The sequence below is a fragment of the Alkalibacillus flavidus genome (assembly GCF_040545925.1).
In the GTDB taxonomy this organism is placed as follows: Bacteria; Bacillota; Bacilli; order Bacillales; family Alkalibacillaceae; genus Alkalibacillus; species Alkalibacillus flavidus.
Map to the genome: position 1 here is coordinate 72372 of NZ_JBEPMX010000007.1, position 16887 is coordinate 89258.

Genomic DNA, 16887 nt, shown 5'->3' on the forward strand with positions numbered 1-16887 from the left:
TTTAACCAATAAAAATCACAATAATTCCTTGCACCAAACCGATTATACCACCAAGCAACGCTCCGAGATAGGTGATCATTTTAAGCTCGCGTCTAGAAATGTCTAACACCATCTTTTCTAATCGGTGTAAATCAAATTGGCTCACTTGTTGTTCGACCATTTGACTTAAATCGAGCGTTTCCATAATTGAATCTAAGTTATCGGCGATTTGGTTTAGTAACAATGTTGCAACATTCGGGATCACGTCTTGTTTTACAGGAGTTTCGAAGCGGGTTAACCACGTCGAAACCGGCTCTTCTAAATAATCTTTGACCCGTAGTTCATCAACAATGTAAGTCGCGACATTGTGTTCCAAATCATCGCCAAATAAATAATCACGAACACTCGCGAGTTCAAGGTGTTGCCATTTATGCCATTCCGCACGCAACATCGTTTCGACCGTTTCATGAGTGTCATGAGATCGAATGAATTGATTAATCGCGGGTGTGATTTTTTCGACCAAACCTTCTTCTCCTAAGTAATTAGACACCATGCTTCCGAGAAAGCCTTGGTTTTCGAGAAATTGCGTCGCAGCATCAGACAGCTTCTTTTGCCCTTCACGACTATTAATAAATTGATCAACTTGCTCGAGAATATAAGATGACGCTTTCGGTAATGTCCCATCGATTGTTGCCGTGACGTTTTCTGGTAACACATCGCTGATCGTCCGCGTTCGCTCTTGGTCATACATATTTTTCAATTGTTCGGTGATTTTATGCTTCACATCGTGATCGATACGTTCCACGGTTAAATCGGTTTTAACTTTTTGCAACACGTCAATCGTTCGATGATCATTCGCTTTAAGCTCATCATATTTCGTTTGCATCGACGCGATAACAGATTGTTGAAATGATTCGTCGGTAATTTTATGTTTTAATGCATCATTTGTTACTAAATGGGATGTCACGAGACGGCCGAGTTGCTCGGCTAATTCCGCTTGACGCTTCGGGATCAACCCTGGAGTGAACGGTAATTTGAAACGTCCTATATAAATGGCTCGATATGGTTTGAATAACATTTTGATCGCTAAATGATTCGTCATCCCGCCAATTAAGGCGCCAATCGCGACCATCATGATAATGAGTAATCCTGTCATTTGACTCGCCTCTTCCTATCAACATTCTACGTGTCATACCATAGCACATTTTGCCATACGACGCGACTCGTTGTGCATGGATTTTTTGAATTGGTCTATACTAATCATAAGCACGCTAAAGGAGGTGTGTTGATGACATCAAGAGATAAACATGAACGCGACCCACGTGAAGAGTATGATTTAGACGTAGAACGAATGCTTAACGAAGGACTTGCAGGTGGTTATGTTAACCCGACTGAAGATCATCAACAAATCGAACAATCCCACGATATCCGAAAAAATAATCAACCTTTTTCGAAGGCAGATGATGAGAGCTAGGCTGAGGCCTAGCTCGATTTTAATGAATATAAGATGCAGCCTACGGTCACTTCGCCGTAAATTGAGCTGATATCGCCGTATCATGTGGAAAAATCGCCGTATAATCTTAAATTTTCGCCGTAAATCAAGCAATTTCCGCCGTATGAGCGGTCATTTTCGCCGTATCCTAGCCCAAAATCAATCGAATCGCACTCAAAAAACCTGTATCTCATACAAGAAAGAGGGCCTTATCGATGTAAGACCCTCTTTCTAAAAACATAATTCCGTTAACAATGGCTAGGCTTGTGGTGGTTGTCCGCCGTTCATTTGTTGTTCAGCCATTTGAACGAGGCGTTTCGTAATTTCACCACCGACAGACCCGTTAGAACGCGATGTTGCATCTGGTCCAAGCTGAACACCAAATTCTTGTGAAATTTCCGTTTTCATTTGGTCTAAAGCTTGAGAAACACCAGGTACAACAAGTTGATTTGAATTGTTGTTTTGCGCCATGTTCTTCACCTCCTGTGTAACCCTTATTGTAAACAGGAGTGAGCTTATTATAACGGTAATTCTTGTTATTTTGCGTTTGGCTTCGTCATCTCTTTCGGTACGACGAGGCGATCGAATTCTTCACCTGAAAGAATACCTGTATCGACAGCTGCTTCGCGCAATGTTTGGTCGTTTTCGTGCGCGTGTTTCGCGATTTTCGCTGCATTTTCATAACCGATATGCGGATTTAGCGCTGTCACGAGCATAAGCGATCCATTAACGTTTTCGTTAATTTCTTTTTCATTCGGCTCTAAACCAACTAAACAACGCTCATCAAATGACTTCATGCTGTCACCAAGTAGTTGGCAAGATTGCAAGAAGTTATAGGCGATCATCGGTTTAAAGACGTTCAATTCAAAGTTACCTTGACTCGCTGCGACACCGATTGCAGCGTCATTACCCATGACGTGTGTCGCAACCATTGTGATCGCCTCACTCTGTGTTGGATTCACTTTGCCTGGCATAATCGAACTACCTGGTTCATTCGCAGGAATTTCAATTTCACCAATGCCACAACGCGGACCACTCGCTAACCAACGAACGTCATTCGCGATCTTCATGACATCAGCTGCTAACCCTTTTAGTGCACCGTGCGCATGAACAAGTTCATCGTGACTCGTTAGGGAATGGAATTTATTCGGTGCTGAAATAAATTGTCCGTTAGTCTCGTCGTTAATTTTGCCAGCGACCACTTCAGCAAAATCTGGATGGGCGTTAATACCCGTTCCGACTGCTGTTCCGCCTAATGCAATTTCGCGGACATATTTAAGCGAGTCATTAATCATCGACTCAGTCTTCTCTAACATGCGATGCCATCCACTAATTTCTTGACCCAGTGTTAACGGCGTCGCATCTTGTAAGTGCGTACGACCGATTTTGACAATTTCATAATACGCATCGGATTTTTCTTTGAGTGTTTGCTTCATTTGTTCTAAAGCTGGCAATACGTGATCTTCTACTTTCTTTACAGCTGCAATATGTAACGCTGTCGGATACGTATCGTTCGAACTTTGTGATTTATTAACGTCATCGTTTGGATGTAGGCGTGCTTCTTTGCCTTGTTGTTCTAACCATTCGTTCCCGACGTAAGCAAGTACTTCGTTCATGTTCATATTGGACTGTGTGCCACTCCCTGTTTGCCATACGACAAGTGGAAAGTGATCGAATAATTCACCAGCCAACACACGATCCGCAGCATGAGCGATCGCATCTGCTTTGTCTTGTTCTAAAAGGCCGAGTGATTCATTGGCACGCGCGGCACTTTTTTTCAATACGGCAAACCCTTCAATAATTTCTGTCGGCATCGTTTCGTTACCGATTGGAAAGTTTTGCAGGCTTCGTTGCGTCTGAGCGCCCCAATACTTATCAGCAGGTACTTTCATTTCTCCTAATGTATCGCGTTCAATACGATATTCCATGATGATATCCTCCTTTTTTTAAATAACGATCATAACCACTTTTTATTATAAGCATTTTTTCGTGTAATTTAAACGATTTATTCCACTAAACCGTAATATTCTTCGACAGTTAAACCTGCTTCATAAATTTCTGTTGCAATCGATTCGCCGAAATAGCGTAAATGCCAAGGTTCATAGCCATAACCTGTAATATGACTTTTCCCTTTTGGATAACGAATGACAAAGCCATGTTCATGAGCATGATCAGCAACCCACTGACCTGCTGGAGTCTGCCCGAATGATTCTGTTAACGCATAATCATTGCTAGCTGTCGAAACATCCATCGTCAAACCTGTCTGATGCTCACTATGACCTGGTTGCGCCGAATATTGCAAGGCATGTTCACGGCCGTTTCGTTCGACATTGGAGGCAAAGACAGCCGCCTGTGTTTGTTGTGAACGATAACCAGAAATTCCGACTAACTGATGGCCCGCTTCACTAGCTGCTTGGAACAACGATTCGAGCGCATTAGCTGACTCCGCGCGCATATATTTACGTTCTTCTGCGACGACGTGAAATTCGACATCAGGCACCGTTAAATCAGGTGGTTCGTAACCTTCCGGCAATTTGCGATCTTTATTAACGACTACGTCCATCGCTGTTGGGTCGTCAACAACCACGGCGTCATTCTCGTTAGTTGTCTCGTTAGAGTTATTCGAATCATTCGTCCCTTGTTCATCTGATTCACTCGTATTATTAGATTCTTGATCATTTGATTCTGATTCATTCGAGTTAGAGTCATCAGGTTCCGTACCATCATTTTCTGTCGATTCATTTTCATTGTCATCTTGAACATCTATTGATGACTTCTCTTCCAACGATTCCTCTGTGTTTAATGCCTCTTGTCCTATTTTTGTTTCTGTATCATTTTGACATGCACTAATGATTACAAGGATGCATACCATACCTAAGATGCTTATAAGTCGTTTCAATTCCAATTCCCCTATCGCTTTTTCTTTTATTATATAATACGAATAGATAAAACCAAATACGTATCATCGATATTAGGGACAATGGCTTATCATGATAAACATAAAAAAGCTGCCTCAATAGTAGGCAGCTTTAACACCTTAGTTCACTTAACATACTTACCATATTCTTGACTTAAACCTAGAAACGTTTCAACATCGCCTTGATCAAGCGCGTGATTAATTTGTTCTTCTAATCGCTGTTTGTTGAATGTGTACACTAACTCATCCAAAAATAGTCGCGATGCTAATTTCACTTCGTACGGAATGTCACGACGCGCTTTCACGGCCACATCTTTCGGAAACTGATACTTCACGAGCACATAAGAGGTAACCTGTTTTTTCATAGCCCCTTCCCCCTTACTCCTTTTTTATATTATCCTAAATTTCAAGGATAATTGCAACAATTTTCTGAACCTTTATTGTAATTTATTCAAAATTTCTTGTCTTGTGTTTACTTAATGACGAATTATATAAAAAAAGAAGACCCTCACACACGACGGCATGAGGGTCAACTTATTGGGAGAGAGGTGTTATATAGGAACTTTGCTTAGCAAAGTAATCCACTATTATTTACCGTTCGGGCCACCTTTGCCTTTACCTTTTGATTTACCTGGGCCTTTTTTGCCGTCAAATTTATCTTTCACAAATTCAGGTGGTCCTTTACGGTCATCATCTTCTTCGTCTTCTTCATCACGTTCATTGTCCGCTTCCATCATTTGGTTTTGTGTGACATCGTCTTCCGTTTCATCGCGTTCGTCGTCTTCGCGCGCTTCTTCTTGTTCGTCATCGTCGAGCTCGTCATCTTCTTGTTCGTCATCTTCTTCACGATTTTCTTCTTGCTCGTCTTGCTCGTTGTCATCGTCGTCTTCATCGTCGCGATTTGCTTCTTCATCGCTTTCTTCTTCGTCTTTAGAACCTTCTTCACTTTCTTCTTCACTAAATTCATCTGTGATGTCATTTAATGATTCATGAAGTGCCTCTAGCTTGTCTTCATCATATTTTGCTTCTAAACGGTCTAAAGAACGTTCAATGTTACGTTTTAACGCTGCTTTCGCTACAGGATTCCCTTTGTCCTCCATTGCTTTTGCTAGAGATAAGACGTTTTGTCCAACGACACGTTCATCATCTGATTCATTCTCGCCTTCTTCGTTCTCTTCGTCTTCCTCTTTCGCTTCATCTTCTTCAGACTCTTCGGATCCTTCGTCACTTTCCTCAGAATCCTCTTCTTCAGAGGCATCTTCCTGTTTCGCTTCTTCTAAAACGGCTAATACCTCATCTAACGTTGCTTGTGCTGATTCTAAATCGTCAGCTTGATACGCTTCATAAGCTGAATCTAATTCTTCAACAGACCAAGCTAATATGTCTTGGGCTAACTCTGTGTCCTCATCTTCAATTGCTTCAGCTAATTGATCGGACACGTCTTTATAATAAGTAAATAATTGCTCTTCAATCGACGCTTCCTCTTGCGCCTCTTGATCGTCAGATTCCTCGACTTGCTCTTCGTTTTGTTCATCTTCTTCAGTCACTTGATCTTGGTTCGTTTCCTCCGTGTCGTCAGCACTTTCGTTCGCAAACGTTCCAATTGGTGATAGGAACAATGCACCCGTAAGCATCGCTGCTGGAACGGAATAAACGAGTGATTTCAATTTCATGTTATCATCCTTTCTATGTTTTGTTATTTATACACTACGAGATAGAAAGGGTAATAGTTGGGGGTTTTTGAAAAAATTTTTTGGATAATTATTCTTCACGATGTACAAATAATGTGACAAACCCGATCATGCCGTTCATAGTTGCACCCGCTTTAAAAAATCAAGCCCTGCTGGTCGTTCACCAACAGGGCCGTACTTCCAATAATCATATCCACACGGTAGCCGTTACGACTTCGAATGTGACGACATCAGTTTCTCTTTTAAATCGTCAATATTCGACCAGCCATAAGCCGTTTCTTCATACGTTCCTTTTCCGATTGTGACATTTTCTGCTTCAATCGGGCGAGCACCTAATTTAACGTAAAATTCGCCATTCGGGTTATCCGTTAATATCCAGACGAGAAGTGATTCGAAACCTAACTGTTCACATTCTTCGACAAACGCCTGGAGTAAGCGCCTACCGTGACCACCTGATTGGTAATGCGGGGAGACATAAATATTATAAATCTCACCATCAACATCTAAATAATCCGCACGTGCCTGACCACCAGCTATGAACCCGACAATTTTCCCTTCTGATGTTTCTAACACAAAAACATGGTGGTTCGTCTGAAGCGTCGTTTCCCACATAATTTGTCGATGCTCAAACGACGTAATTTGTTGCAAATCATCATGCTCGATAATCGGTTGATATGTATCAACCCACGTTTGTTCGTGGATTTGTGCAATTTGCGCTGCATCCTCCACCGTCGCTCGTCTTATATTCATCACTATCACCTACTCATTAAAAGGTTAATAAAAACACTGTTGCAATAGCACCAATCACTGCAAAAATGACGTTCACGTTAAATAACGCAATGATCACAGCGACGACACCGCCAAGCAACCCGATCCAAGGCTCATCAGGTATGACTGTTAATATACTTGGGAAAATCAAGCCCCCCAATGCTGCAAATGGAATTGCATTAAGCCACCTATTCAACCATGGTCTTAGCTGCACTTTTTCCATGATAAAAGCCGGGATAAAACGAGGCACCATTGTCACAATCGCCATTCCAATAATCGTTGCTAAAATCATGCCTCATCCTCCTTCATGATAACAATTCCAAGCAAACTTGCTAAAATCGTTGATACAACAATAGCCCAGCCGACTTCCATTTGCATCACATTCATCAACACATAGTTCACAGCCATCGCTGAGATCGCAATCACACCGACACGCCATTCTTTTTTCACTGATGGCACGAGTAATCCGATGAACATTGCATATAACGCAATGCCCATACTATCGCTTAACGTCTGAGGTAACGCGTCCCCTAATATTGCACCCAAGAAACTACCAAACACCCAAGACACATAAGCGACTAAGATTAATGCTAAAAAGTAAAACTTACTGTGTTGATTTTTAGCTTCATCACCATTAAGCGATGATACAGCAAATGTTTCATCTGTTAAACCGAGCGTCAAACCAAACTTCCAACGCATTGGAAATTCTCGAATTTTATTCACAAATGACATACTCATAATAAAATGGCGGAAGTTTAAGACAAATGTCGCCACAATAATTTGTATGGCAATCGCACCTTGTGCAAACATATTCGCTGCCATAAACTGGGCAGCCCCCGCAAAAACTAATACACTCATCATCGTCGTTTCAAATGTCGACAGACCCGATTGTTGCGCTAAAACACCATAAGCAATCGCAATAGGTAAATATCCGAGAAAAATCGGAAAGCCAGCCATCGCTCCTCTCTTCACTGCTAATAACCGTGTCTGGCCCTGACTTTGTTCATTTGCTACTGATGTTCCCCCCATATTAGTCCCTTCTTTCTCTATCTTAACGCCATGATTTTGGCTCTGGATAATAATCAGGATGAAGTAAATAAGCTATTTTTTGCAACCCTTCGATCAATCTAGGCGAAGGTCTACAATATAAATACTCTTCCAAAACAAAAATTAAATCTTGTTCAATAGCTGTTATTGATTCGCTCCGTTCGCGTTTTTTAATAATCTCAGGATTCATCTTTTTCTCTTGAACCCCTACCCACACCATACAAATAATATCAGGATTTTTAGCTAAAACATCTTCCCATTCGACTTGCACACTAGCTTGGTCATAGTCAGCAAATACGTTACGACCACCCGCAAGCTCACTTATGTAAGATAGCCAATTCCAGCCACCAGGCGTGAATAAGGGCTTAGGCCACCATTCCCAATATAAGGTTTTCGGTTGTGGTATTTCCCGGGAAATGTTCCGATATTCCTCTAATGTCGCATGAAATTGTCGGTAAACGTCGTCTGCTTTCGTCTCTTTTCCGATATGCTCACCGACTGTGAGGATATCTTGCGCAATTTCATCGAGTGAATTAGGATCCAAAATAATATACGGAATGTTTGCCTGATTTAACGCGTCAATATTACGTTCCATTCCCGGAACACTTAATGACGCTAAAACGAGATCAGGTTGTAATGCTTCTACGGCTTCAATGTCAATATTCAAATCACGACCGACTCGTGGCAAATCATTAACCTCTTTCGGCCAATCGCTATCATCATCGACGCCTACTAATAAATCTACAGCGTCTAAATAAGCTAGAATCTCTGTATTGCTAGGACAAATCGAGACAACACGCATGTTAGCACCTCGCCAATCTATCGTTCTTTTGATAGTGATAAAGGAGAGGCTGCTTGTTAACAGCCCCTCCTTTTATTATAGCTTGAATTGTTGTACTTGACTATTTAAGTCTTCTGCTAGTTTCGTTAAATCCTCGGCCGCACGTGAGATTTCTTCCATTGATGCGTTCGTTTCTTCAACAGACGACGCTGCTTCTTCAACACCAGCTGCCGACTCTTCAGAAATCGACGCAATTTCTTCTACCGATTTATTCATGTCTTGACTATCATTTAATACATCTTTTAAGTTTGATGTTATTTCTTGAATTTTACCAACGACGTCGTTAATCGCGTCATTAATTTGAATAAACGTTTGTTCCGTATGCTTAATTTGCTCTGACCCTTGTTCAACTTCATGGTATCCATTTTCAAGCGATTGTGTTACTTGTTTCGATTCGGTTTGAATGGAACCGACAATCCCTGTAATATCGCCGACGGAATTGCTAACTTGTTCAGCTAGTTTCCGTACTTCATCTGCGACGACCGCGAAACCTTTACCGTGCTCACCCGCCCGAGCCGCTTCAATAGCTGCGTTTAAAGCGAGTAAGTTCGTTTGATCGGCAATATCTCGAATCACTTGGACAAGTTTCGAAATTTCGTTCGATTGACGATCCAACCCTTTTACTTTTTCTACCGCATCTTCGACAATTGCATGAATTTGATTCATTTGCGTTACTGAATCATTCATTAAGCTGCGACCTTCTTGCGTCATTTCTAATACTTCTACAGATGATTGTGCTGCATTTTGACTGCCATCATATGATGTTTGCACTTTATTGACAAGTTGCTCCATCGTTTCAGATAAAGACGAGGCACTTTGCGCTTGTGTTTCTGTGCCTGATGATAGCTCCTGCATCGTAGAGGCGATTTGTTGACTGCCATCATTCACTTCACGCGCTGATTCACTCATTAACTCACCTTGACTCGTGACAGAATCTGAAGCAGACGACACGCTCGATATAATGCGACGCAAATTCGCTTTCATCGTGTTAATAGAGGTTGCTAATCGGCCTAACTCATCTTTCCCTTGGTACTGAACGTCGTCAACGGATAAATCTCCTTCAGATATTTGATCTGCCACTTCGACAACAGAATGAATACTCTTATTAACATTCCGACTAATAAACCATAACATCGCGGATGCTAGCACAATCGCAATAATGATACTGACGACTAAATATGTTTGGATCTCTAACATAGCTGATCGCGTATCCACTGCTGATTCATTAAAATCTTCTACAACCATACTGCGCAATTGTTCCATCATTTCCGTCGTCTCACCGCGAATGGATGCAACTTTTGAACGACCTGAAATCGCGTCTTGTTCGTCACGCTCGCCGATCGCATAAACAATTTCTTCTTCCACAATCGTCGTAATCTCTTCATTATTCGCTAAGATATTATCTAACAAGCTTGTTTGCTCACTCGTTAAATTCCCTCTTATATCATTCGCGATACTGACAAACTCTTCATTCATCGTTCGATATTCGTTCAGATAACCATTCGTTTTAAGTAAAACATAATCCCCAATTCGAATGTCCTTACCACGTAATAACGAAGCCATTTCCCCTACCTCGATTGCTTCTTCACTCAATTCAACTTGCTCGTTAATCGTTTGATCCGAAAAATACGCTTGCATAAACACTAATCCTGATGCAATGGTGAAAAGTAATAAGGTAATAAAAAAGACAATTCCGTATTTCTTACCAATCGATAGGTTTTTAAACCCTTTTGTGTTATGTACTGTTTCACGTTCATTAGACAACTTGCTACTATTACGTTTACGATTCGGTATTTTTGAACGCCATAGTTGCCACTTTCCCAAAGCCTAATCCCCCTTATGTGTGTCTATGTCGATTTTCTAATATGATAAGTCCTAAAGTTCAATGTTTGATGAATTTTCAAACATCTTGACACTTATTTTAGATTAGCATAGGCAAAAGGACTTGGCAACGTATCATCAACATAAATTTCATTAAAAATGTGACCTTTTATACGTGTTTTTAGTCTCATAATCGCGAATGACTCGGCTTGATCATCACTCGTTGACCTAAACACGATTCCAATAATGACCGTACGTTCTTAACTCTGTTTTGTTCGTAACGATTAAATGGATAGCGAAAGGTCACGTCTCCTGTCTGTTTCGTTAAAGAAGTATCTAGATAAATCGGTAATTTCCCGGAATACACCGCGGTGTATTGTAGCTGCTGTTTAACCGTTTCAAAATCACGAGTCACTTGACTTGATTGATGATGCACTAAACTAATGACTTCTTCATCATGTATCTCCTTCGAAAATAGTTTACCGATAAATGTTTGATCATCATACATTTGACAGATATAAAAAGGGTCTGTTGCTTCTGTCCACAAACGTAATCCTAAGCGATAAACATTAATCCCTGCAGAGGTAGGCTCACATAACAATTCCGACCAGCGACCAAACGCCTGACTGATAAGCCCACTTTTGTTTAATATTTGATTTTGTTGCCACATGGCCCACCCTTCATTCATTAATGACGTCTTGCCTATCGCTTCAAAATATTGCGCCTCATTGTGCATGACTTGCCAAAGCAAAGTGTCTGTCCGTGACCGAATGACATGATCCATGAGCCAATCCATGTCGCATCGTCGAAACAACACATTCGAAAATAATTCCTCTAACTTACTGACATATGTCTGAAAATGGTTAGTCGACTGTCTTTTAGCCCATTCGTACTGTGATCGTAGTGCTGTGAATTGTCGGCGGAATCGGTGAACGGCTCTCTTTAATTCATGATTTCTTACCAAAAAATCAGCATGAGCAACACAGTGAGCCATCATAAACGTTTGTAATGATCGTGGCACATCGTTTCGAATATAGACGACTCGATCGAGCACATCAAATAGTTCTAGTACCGTACCATTTATGTCTCGAGGCTTAAATTCGACAAATCGCCTACGATATCCATGTTGTTGCAACTGCTTCAACACTTTTAATGATACTAATTCAACCCCGAACGATTCTGGCTTTAACCCTATATTCCTCGCACCTTGCACCAACTCATGATAAATGGTTTTCATCACCTCTCCTTTTTTAGGCACAAAAAAGATGGAGCAATACATATCGCTCCATCTCGTTGTCCTTTTAACGCTCTAAGTCAGGAAACACACGATCTAACATGCCATTAAATTCTTCGAAAAACCCATCAATTGGATCGCCTTCACTCGCTCGTTCAGTATAAGAATTTACCATATCAAAGAAATCAGGGTTCGCTGATACATACACATTATCTAAATCTGGCTTCGTCGATTGAACGACACGTGATACTTCCTTTTTCACGTCATCACTTACGTTCGTATTACTATCATTATTCATGACAACCGCAACATATGCATTATTATCACCCGTCATGACATATGCCTCATCAATGTCATCCACTTGTCTCGCGACTTCATCCGCCGCTTCACCAGCGACATCATAACGGTTTTGCTCTTGATTTTGACGATTCATTTGATCCTGATTACGGTTGTTTTGGTTCAAATTTTCCGCCTGACGCGTCATGTTGTTATCACGGTCATTCACATTCATTGGATCATTACCTTGATTTCGATTCATGTTTTGATCCTGTCGCGTTTCTTGATAATCACCTTGTGGATTATCCCCCATCATACCGCTCTCATCATTCGGTTGGCAGGCTGCTAACACAAGCACAAGTAACGCAAAACTTAATACTAATAATCGTTGCATAACATAAGCCTCCTTTCCATTTCGTTCAACCGTAGTATGGAAAAGACAGACCCATATTATGCCGACAGGACATTGCCATTTGTTGTTAATGGCGCAATGCAAACATTTTCGTTAAAGCAGAATCAGACTGAGACGCCCATTCAGCTTCTTTTTGGTCAAGGTCACGTAAGGAAAACGTATCGATGAGCTGACCACGATCAAGCAACCACATTTGCGTCGCTAAGTGATAAATAACGTGCCAATCATGTGTAATAAACACGATCGTTGTCCCATTGTCATTCAGTCGTTTTAACCATTGCAACATATCATGCTTCGTTGCTAAATCGACCCCTACAAATGCTTCGTCTAACAAAACGACATGTGGTTCGTGAACCAGACCGATCGCTAAATTTAGTTTCCGCGCCATACCACCGCTTAACGCTTGTGATTTAACATGCCATTGGTCAGACAATGCTAAAACCTCTAACATCTCGTTAATATAGGCATCGTCACGTTGTTTCGTCATCTTTTGATAAAACGTGATATGCTCACCAACAGTCATATTATCAAATAAGGCAAGCTGTTGCGGAACGTAGCCAACTGCACGATCGGTTGCTTCATTTTGTTCGCACGTCCCCGATGTCGGTTGTTTAAGCCCTGCCATGATTTGCATGAGCGTTGATTTACCGGCTCCATTCGGTCCAAACAAGCTAATACTGTCACCGCGCCTCACGTGAGCAGATACGTTTTGGATAACCACCTTGCGCTTCTGTTTATAGTGTACATTGTTTAAATCAAACATCGTTTCACCTCAATTGATTAACCAGTATGGGAGCCAAATATAATGCCATACTGTATCACTTAACCATTGCCATTCAACCAGCAAGACCACCATAACCGCCGTTAAGCCATACAACGTCGTAACAGCGACATACGACATACGCGATCGAATGACAAATGATAAGAGCCATAAAATCATGATAGACACTAACGATATGAAGCTTATACCTTGCCATTCGAACGATTCACCAATCGCTATTTGCATCGTCAAAAATCCCATTAAATATACCGTTACTAATGCGACAACTAATGATAACCAAGCTGAATGCAACCGCCATAGTCCAAACTGGTAAAGTGATAAACGTTTAGTCACGTCATTGTCGCGCCATTCATATAACCATGTCGCCATAAATATAATGACAAACCAACTATATCCCCACATCAGCACAACTGGCCACTGACTAGCAGATTCGCGCTTCATCATCCCCGACGTATATTGTGCGAAATCCATTTGAAACAATGGTGTTGGTTCGAAAAATTGTTCCCCGTAATCGTAAACATCGTCCCAATTCGTATCATTCGTGTCACGTGTTACGATATTTGCCGCTTCAGCACGCGTGATCCTTTCCATCATGTCTGATGCCATATATTCTTTAAATAAACCATCCACGACACTGTTGTCATGTTGATACCACGTCCAAATGTTATTTATGTCTCCTTGCTCTATCCGTTCGTTTACATTATCAGCTGCGACAAAGACCGCTTCGACTTCACCGCGTTCTAATCGTTCTAAGTCGCGTTCATCGCGCAATTCTATAGCGAAAATAGCTCGTTCGTTTAATCGTTCTACTAAATCCGCTATGACAGGCTGATCATACGGGTCGACGATATCAATTGCAACATCGATATCGTCCGTCGTTTGCTTAGCTAACAAAACGATAATAGCTAATAAAAGCGGAAGGATGAGGATTGTTATAACCGTCGACCGCCGCGTCAATATCGCCTTCCACACGCTCATGACGATTCACTCCTTTGCCGAATGATAAGTGAAAGCAGGCCGACTAATAACATGATGGCAACGACCACTTGCAACCACGAAACAAGCGGTACAGATTTTGCTTGGATTATATCGTAGAATCCGCTTTGCACAGCTTGAAGCCAAGACACCGACAGATAATCTGGAATAAACGCAACCGGGAGTAGAGCACCGCTTACGAACAGCCAATTAAGCGTCACGACAGCTGTAAACATAAGTTTAAGGCTGAATGTCCTAAATAGATTGTTCATCAGCAAGTTAATCACGATGAACATGACAGCGACTAACATCCACTGAATGAAAAGCGAAACAACGTGAACGTCTAACCAAATGATCGATAAAATGGCTATCATGAAGACGTAGCTCAACAAAAATGTACTATGTAATAAACCTTCTCCGACAATTTGTTTGAAGCGAGTAAATTTTAATGTCCGTAATCGTTCCTCTATCCCATGAGGCGTAACAGGTTTAAATAATAGTATAAACAAAAAATAAGTACTCACTAATAACAAGGACACACCTGCGACATAACCTTGTTCAAACCATGATAACGACTTGACATCTGTCAAAGATTGTTGGTCAAACAACTGGTTACGCCCTAATGCTAACCACGTAAAGTGAAGCGTCATATCTTGTACTAATTGAGATCGTTCGTCATTTGTTAGCTGGTCCTCCTGAAAATGAACGACTGTGTTAACACCACTTTGGGCTGCTGTAATATACCCTTGTCCACTTTGTAGCAAAAGCCTCGCTAATTGAGAGGCAAATGGTTGTGATTCGTTTAAGTACACACCAATGGGTTCATTATGACCTTGCCGCAATTGTGCGGTAAAACCGTCTGGTATATGAATAATACCTGCAATCTGTTCTTGTTCTCGATAATCATTGACTGACCCTTGTTTCTTTTGGAATGTGATCACGTCGTTCAATGTCTCATCGCCTGCTAATTGTTCGATCAATGCATTCGTTTCAAACGTTTGATCATCATCAATGACGACAAGTTCCACATGTTCGAGTTCAGACTGCATCGATTGAAAGATGACTAATCCAACAATTGATAGTAAAAGAACGGGGAATAATACAACCGCAAGCAATAAAAAAGGCGCTCTTAGCAAACGTTTCAACTCTAACGTATAGTACGGTCCGATCATTCACGCCTCCTCCTTTCTAAAACGGCCATTCAAATTGCTCTTCAAGCCAGTCATTCGGGTTTTGCTCAATCGATTCTAGTTGCTGTTGCCACTTTTCAAGTAGCAACGAATCATACCATACGACATCTGAACGTTCAATCGGTTGCACTGAGGCTTCAGCATCAAATTCGTGCTCACGTTCAACCGTTACCTCCCACTCGTTTAATGGTATATCAAGATCAAATACCGACTCATCTTCTACGTTTAACACAATGGTCGTATCATGCGCTGCTTCACCTTCCGATGAACTATATCGTTCGTGAATGGTGCCGCTTAACGGCCTTGTGATTGCTTCATTCGCAATTGCGATATCGAAGTCGAACTCATCTTCCGTTGCCGTTGCTTGCCTTCCCCAATTCACACGAACCCCGTCAGCAAAATCCCAGTCAGGATATTCCACAATGAGCGATTGTGTTGTCTCAATATCTTCAGTCGGCGACTTCTGAGCTACGCTATCGAAACGAGCATCTAGAACCGTATCACCCGCATCAGACGTCACTAACAATCGACTTTCCATGGTTAGTTCATCTTCACGATCACCTGTCTTCATATTAAGTTCAATATCCCACGACGACATCTCATCGCTCACAGTCGTTGACCACGTTCTCTCGTGAACTTCTGAATCTTGATATGTCGCTTCATAATTAATTGCTTTTGCAACATGCATGTTTTCCCAGTGCATCACCTGTTCGTTTGACAAAAGCTCTTCTGTTTTTAAATACTCTAATATATTTAACCACCATTCATTTGCTTGCGCTCGGTCAACTAAAATCGTGATCTTGTCTTCTGTGTCAGTCAAAGACTCTCGGTCAATGTCCAATTCGCGTAAATGGTTCAAAAATGTTTGAGCCGTTTGCCATACATTATCACCAAGATCAAGTTGCCGGCTGCGATTATGGCTATAAAATGTCGGCACAAAGGACAGTTCTTCATGATCAAAACCAACCGTATCGTTCATCCAATCACGAATGGCGACCAACGTTTCATCATCGTTCTGATACAAGCGACCGTTCAACCAACCAATGTTTGCTGTTGATAAATTAAAATCATATAATGCATGCGCTTTTTCAGGATTCATTGACCGTTCGGCATTTAAATGAGTCGACATTAAAACGCTTGTCAACCGATCGTATGCGTCTGAATCGCTACGACCCACAACATTAATCGATAAATCAGAAATCGATGGCGCCGATATTAATTGATCTTGGATGTATGTTTTGTCTGGTTGTTCTATCGTCAAATGGTCCCGCATTTGATCGATCGTTTCTTGTTCAGCTTGAATATAATCTGTGAGTGGATGCTGATTAACCCAAATGACTATGGCTGATACTGATATAATGATAAGCAAGATAATTATCCAGACGATTCGTTTCCAAACGCGATTCCAAACTAACCGATTGAACCACTGCTTCATAGGGCAACCATCCGTCCTTACGTAATAG

18 protein-coding genes are annotated in these 16887 nt (G+C 41.4%); 1 reads left to right on the forward strand and 17 read right to left on the reverse strand.

Features of this window, described 5'->3' with window-relative positions; all coding sequences use genetic code 11:
* Position 1 precedes the first annotated feature (1 nt).
* Positions 2-1135: a DUF445 domain-containing protein gene (locus ABID56_RS07965; RefSeq protein ID WP_354220095.1), complete on the reverse strand. Its 1134-nt coding sequence runs from the start codon at positions 1133-1135 to the stop codon at positions 2-4.
* Between the two features lie 132 nt (positions 1136-1267).
* On the opposite strand from ABID56_RS07965, the gene ABID56_RS07970 reads away from it, so the two are divergent.
* The gene (locus ABID56_RS07970; RefSeq protein WP_354220096.1) at positions 1268-1453 is read left to right on the forward strand and encodes a hypothetical protein; all 186 of its coding nucleotides are present in this window, start codon (positions 1268-1270) and stop codon (positions 1451-1453) included.
* A gap of 276 nt (positions 1454-1729) precedes the next feature.
* Here the strand turns inward: ABID56_RS07970 and ABID56_RS07975 are convergent, their stop codons facing one another.
* From ABID56_RS07975 to ABID56_RS08050, 16 genes are all read right to left on the reverse strand, one after another.
* Entirely contained in the window at positions 1730-1942 is a 213-nt protein-coding gene (locus ABID56_RS07975; RefSeq protein ID WP_354220097.1) for an alpha/beta-type small acid-soluble spore protein, read from the reverse strand.
* Positions 1943-2007: 65 nt separating this feature from the next.
* Positions 2008-3399, reverse strand: coding sequence for a class II fumarate hydratase (fumC, locus tag ABID56_RS07980; RefSeq protein WP_354220098.1), 1392 nt, complete (start codon positions 3397-3399; stop codon positions 2008-2010).
* Between the two features lie 77 nt (positions 3400-3476).
* Positions 3477-4370 (reverse strand): M15 family metallopeptidase, encoded by an 894-nt coding sequence (locus ABID56_RS07985; protein ID WP_354220099.1) that lies wholly within the window; start codon positions 4368-4370, stop codon positions 3477-3479.
* A 143-nt stretch (positions 4371-4513) separates the two neighbouring features.
* Positions 4514-4753, reverse strand: coding sequence for an IDEAL domain-containing protein (locus ABID56_RS07990; protein WP_354220100.1), 240 nt, complete (start codon positions 4751-4753; stop codon positions 4514-4516).
* A 222-nt stretch (positions 4754-4975) separates the two neighbouring features.
* On the reverse strand, positions 4976-6061 hold the full coding sequence (locus ABID56_RS07995) for a hypothetical protein (protein WP_354220101.1): 1086 nt from the start codon (positions 6059-6061) through the stop codon (positions 4976-4978).
* Between the two features lie 225 nt (positions 6062-6286).
* Complete coding sequence (locus ABID56_RS08000; protein WP_354220102.1) at positions 6287-6829, reverse strand: GNAT family N-acetyltransferase; 543 nt, start codon at positions 6827-6829, stop codon at positions 6287-6289.
* Between the two features lie 16 nt (positions 6830-6845).
* Complete coding sequence (locus tag ABID56_RS08005) at positions 6846-7139, reverse strand: AzlD domain-containing protein (protein ID WP_354220103.1); 294 nt, start codon at positions 7137-7139, stop codon at positions 6846-6848.
* Positions 7136-7876, reverse strand: a complete 741-nt coding sequence (locus ABID56_RS08010; RefSeq protein WP_354220104.1) for an AzlC family ABC transporter permease — start codon at positions 7874-7876, stop codon at positions 7136-7138. Before ABID56_RS08010 ends, ABID56_RS08005 begins: the two co-directional genes overlap by 4 nt.
* A gap of 22 nt (positions 7877-7898) precedes the next feature.
* The gene (locus ABID56_RS08015) at positions 7899-8696 is read right to left on the reverse strand and encodes a cobalamin-binding protein (RefSeq protein WP_354220105.1); all 798 of its coding nucleotides are present in this window, start codon (positions 8694-8696) and stop codon (positions 7899-7901) included.
* A gap of 75 nt (positions 8697-8771) precedes the next feature.
* On the reverse strand, positions 8772-10559 hold the full coding sequence (locus tag ABID56_RS08020; protein WP_354220106.1) for a methyl-accepting chemotaxis protein: 1788 nt from the start codon (positions 10557-10559) through the stop codon (positions 8772-8774).
* A gap of 184 nt (positions 10560-10743) precedes the next feature.
* A complete protein-coding gene (locus tag ABID56_RS08025) occupies positions 10744-11793 on the reverse strand; it encodes a SpoVR family protein (protein ID WP_354220107.1) in 1050 nt (349 codons plus the stop codon).
* Between the two features lie 64 nt (positions 11794-11857).
* Entirely contained in the window at positions 11858-12460 is a 603-nt protein-coding gene (locus ABID56_RS08030; RefSeq protein ID WP_354220108.1) for a YhcN/YlaJ family sporulation lipoprotein, read from the reverse strand.
* A gap of 85 nt (positions 12461-12545) precedes the next feature.
* Positions 12546-13241 (reverse strand): ABC transporter ATP-binding protein, encoded by a 696-nt coding sequence (locus ABID56_RS08035; protein ID WP_354220109.1) that lies wholly within the window; start codon positions 13239-13241, stop codon positions 12546-12548.
* 9 nt (positions 13242-13250) lie between these two features.
* Positions 13251-14237 (reverse strand): ABC transporter permease, encoded by a 987-nt coding sequence (locus ABID56_RS08040; protein ID WP_354220110.1) that lies wholly within the window; start codon positions 14235-14237, stop codon positions 13251-13253.
* Complete coding sequence (locus tag ABID56_RS08045) at positions 14234-15406, reverse strand: ABC transporter permease (protein ID WP_354220111.1); 1173 nt, start codon at positions 15404-15406, stop codon at positions 14234-14236. Before ABID56_RS08045 ends, ABID56_RS08040 begins: the two co-directional genes overlap by 4 nt.
* 16 nt (positions 15407-15422) lie before the next feature.
* The gene (locus tag ABID56_RS08050; protein WP_354220112.1) at positions 15423-16859 is read right to left on the reverse strand and encodes a hypothetical protein; all 1437 of its coding nucleotides are present in this window, start codon (positions 16857-16859) and stop codon (positions 15423-15425) included.
* Positions 16860-16887 lie beyond the last annotated feature (28 nt).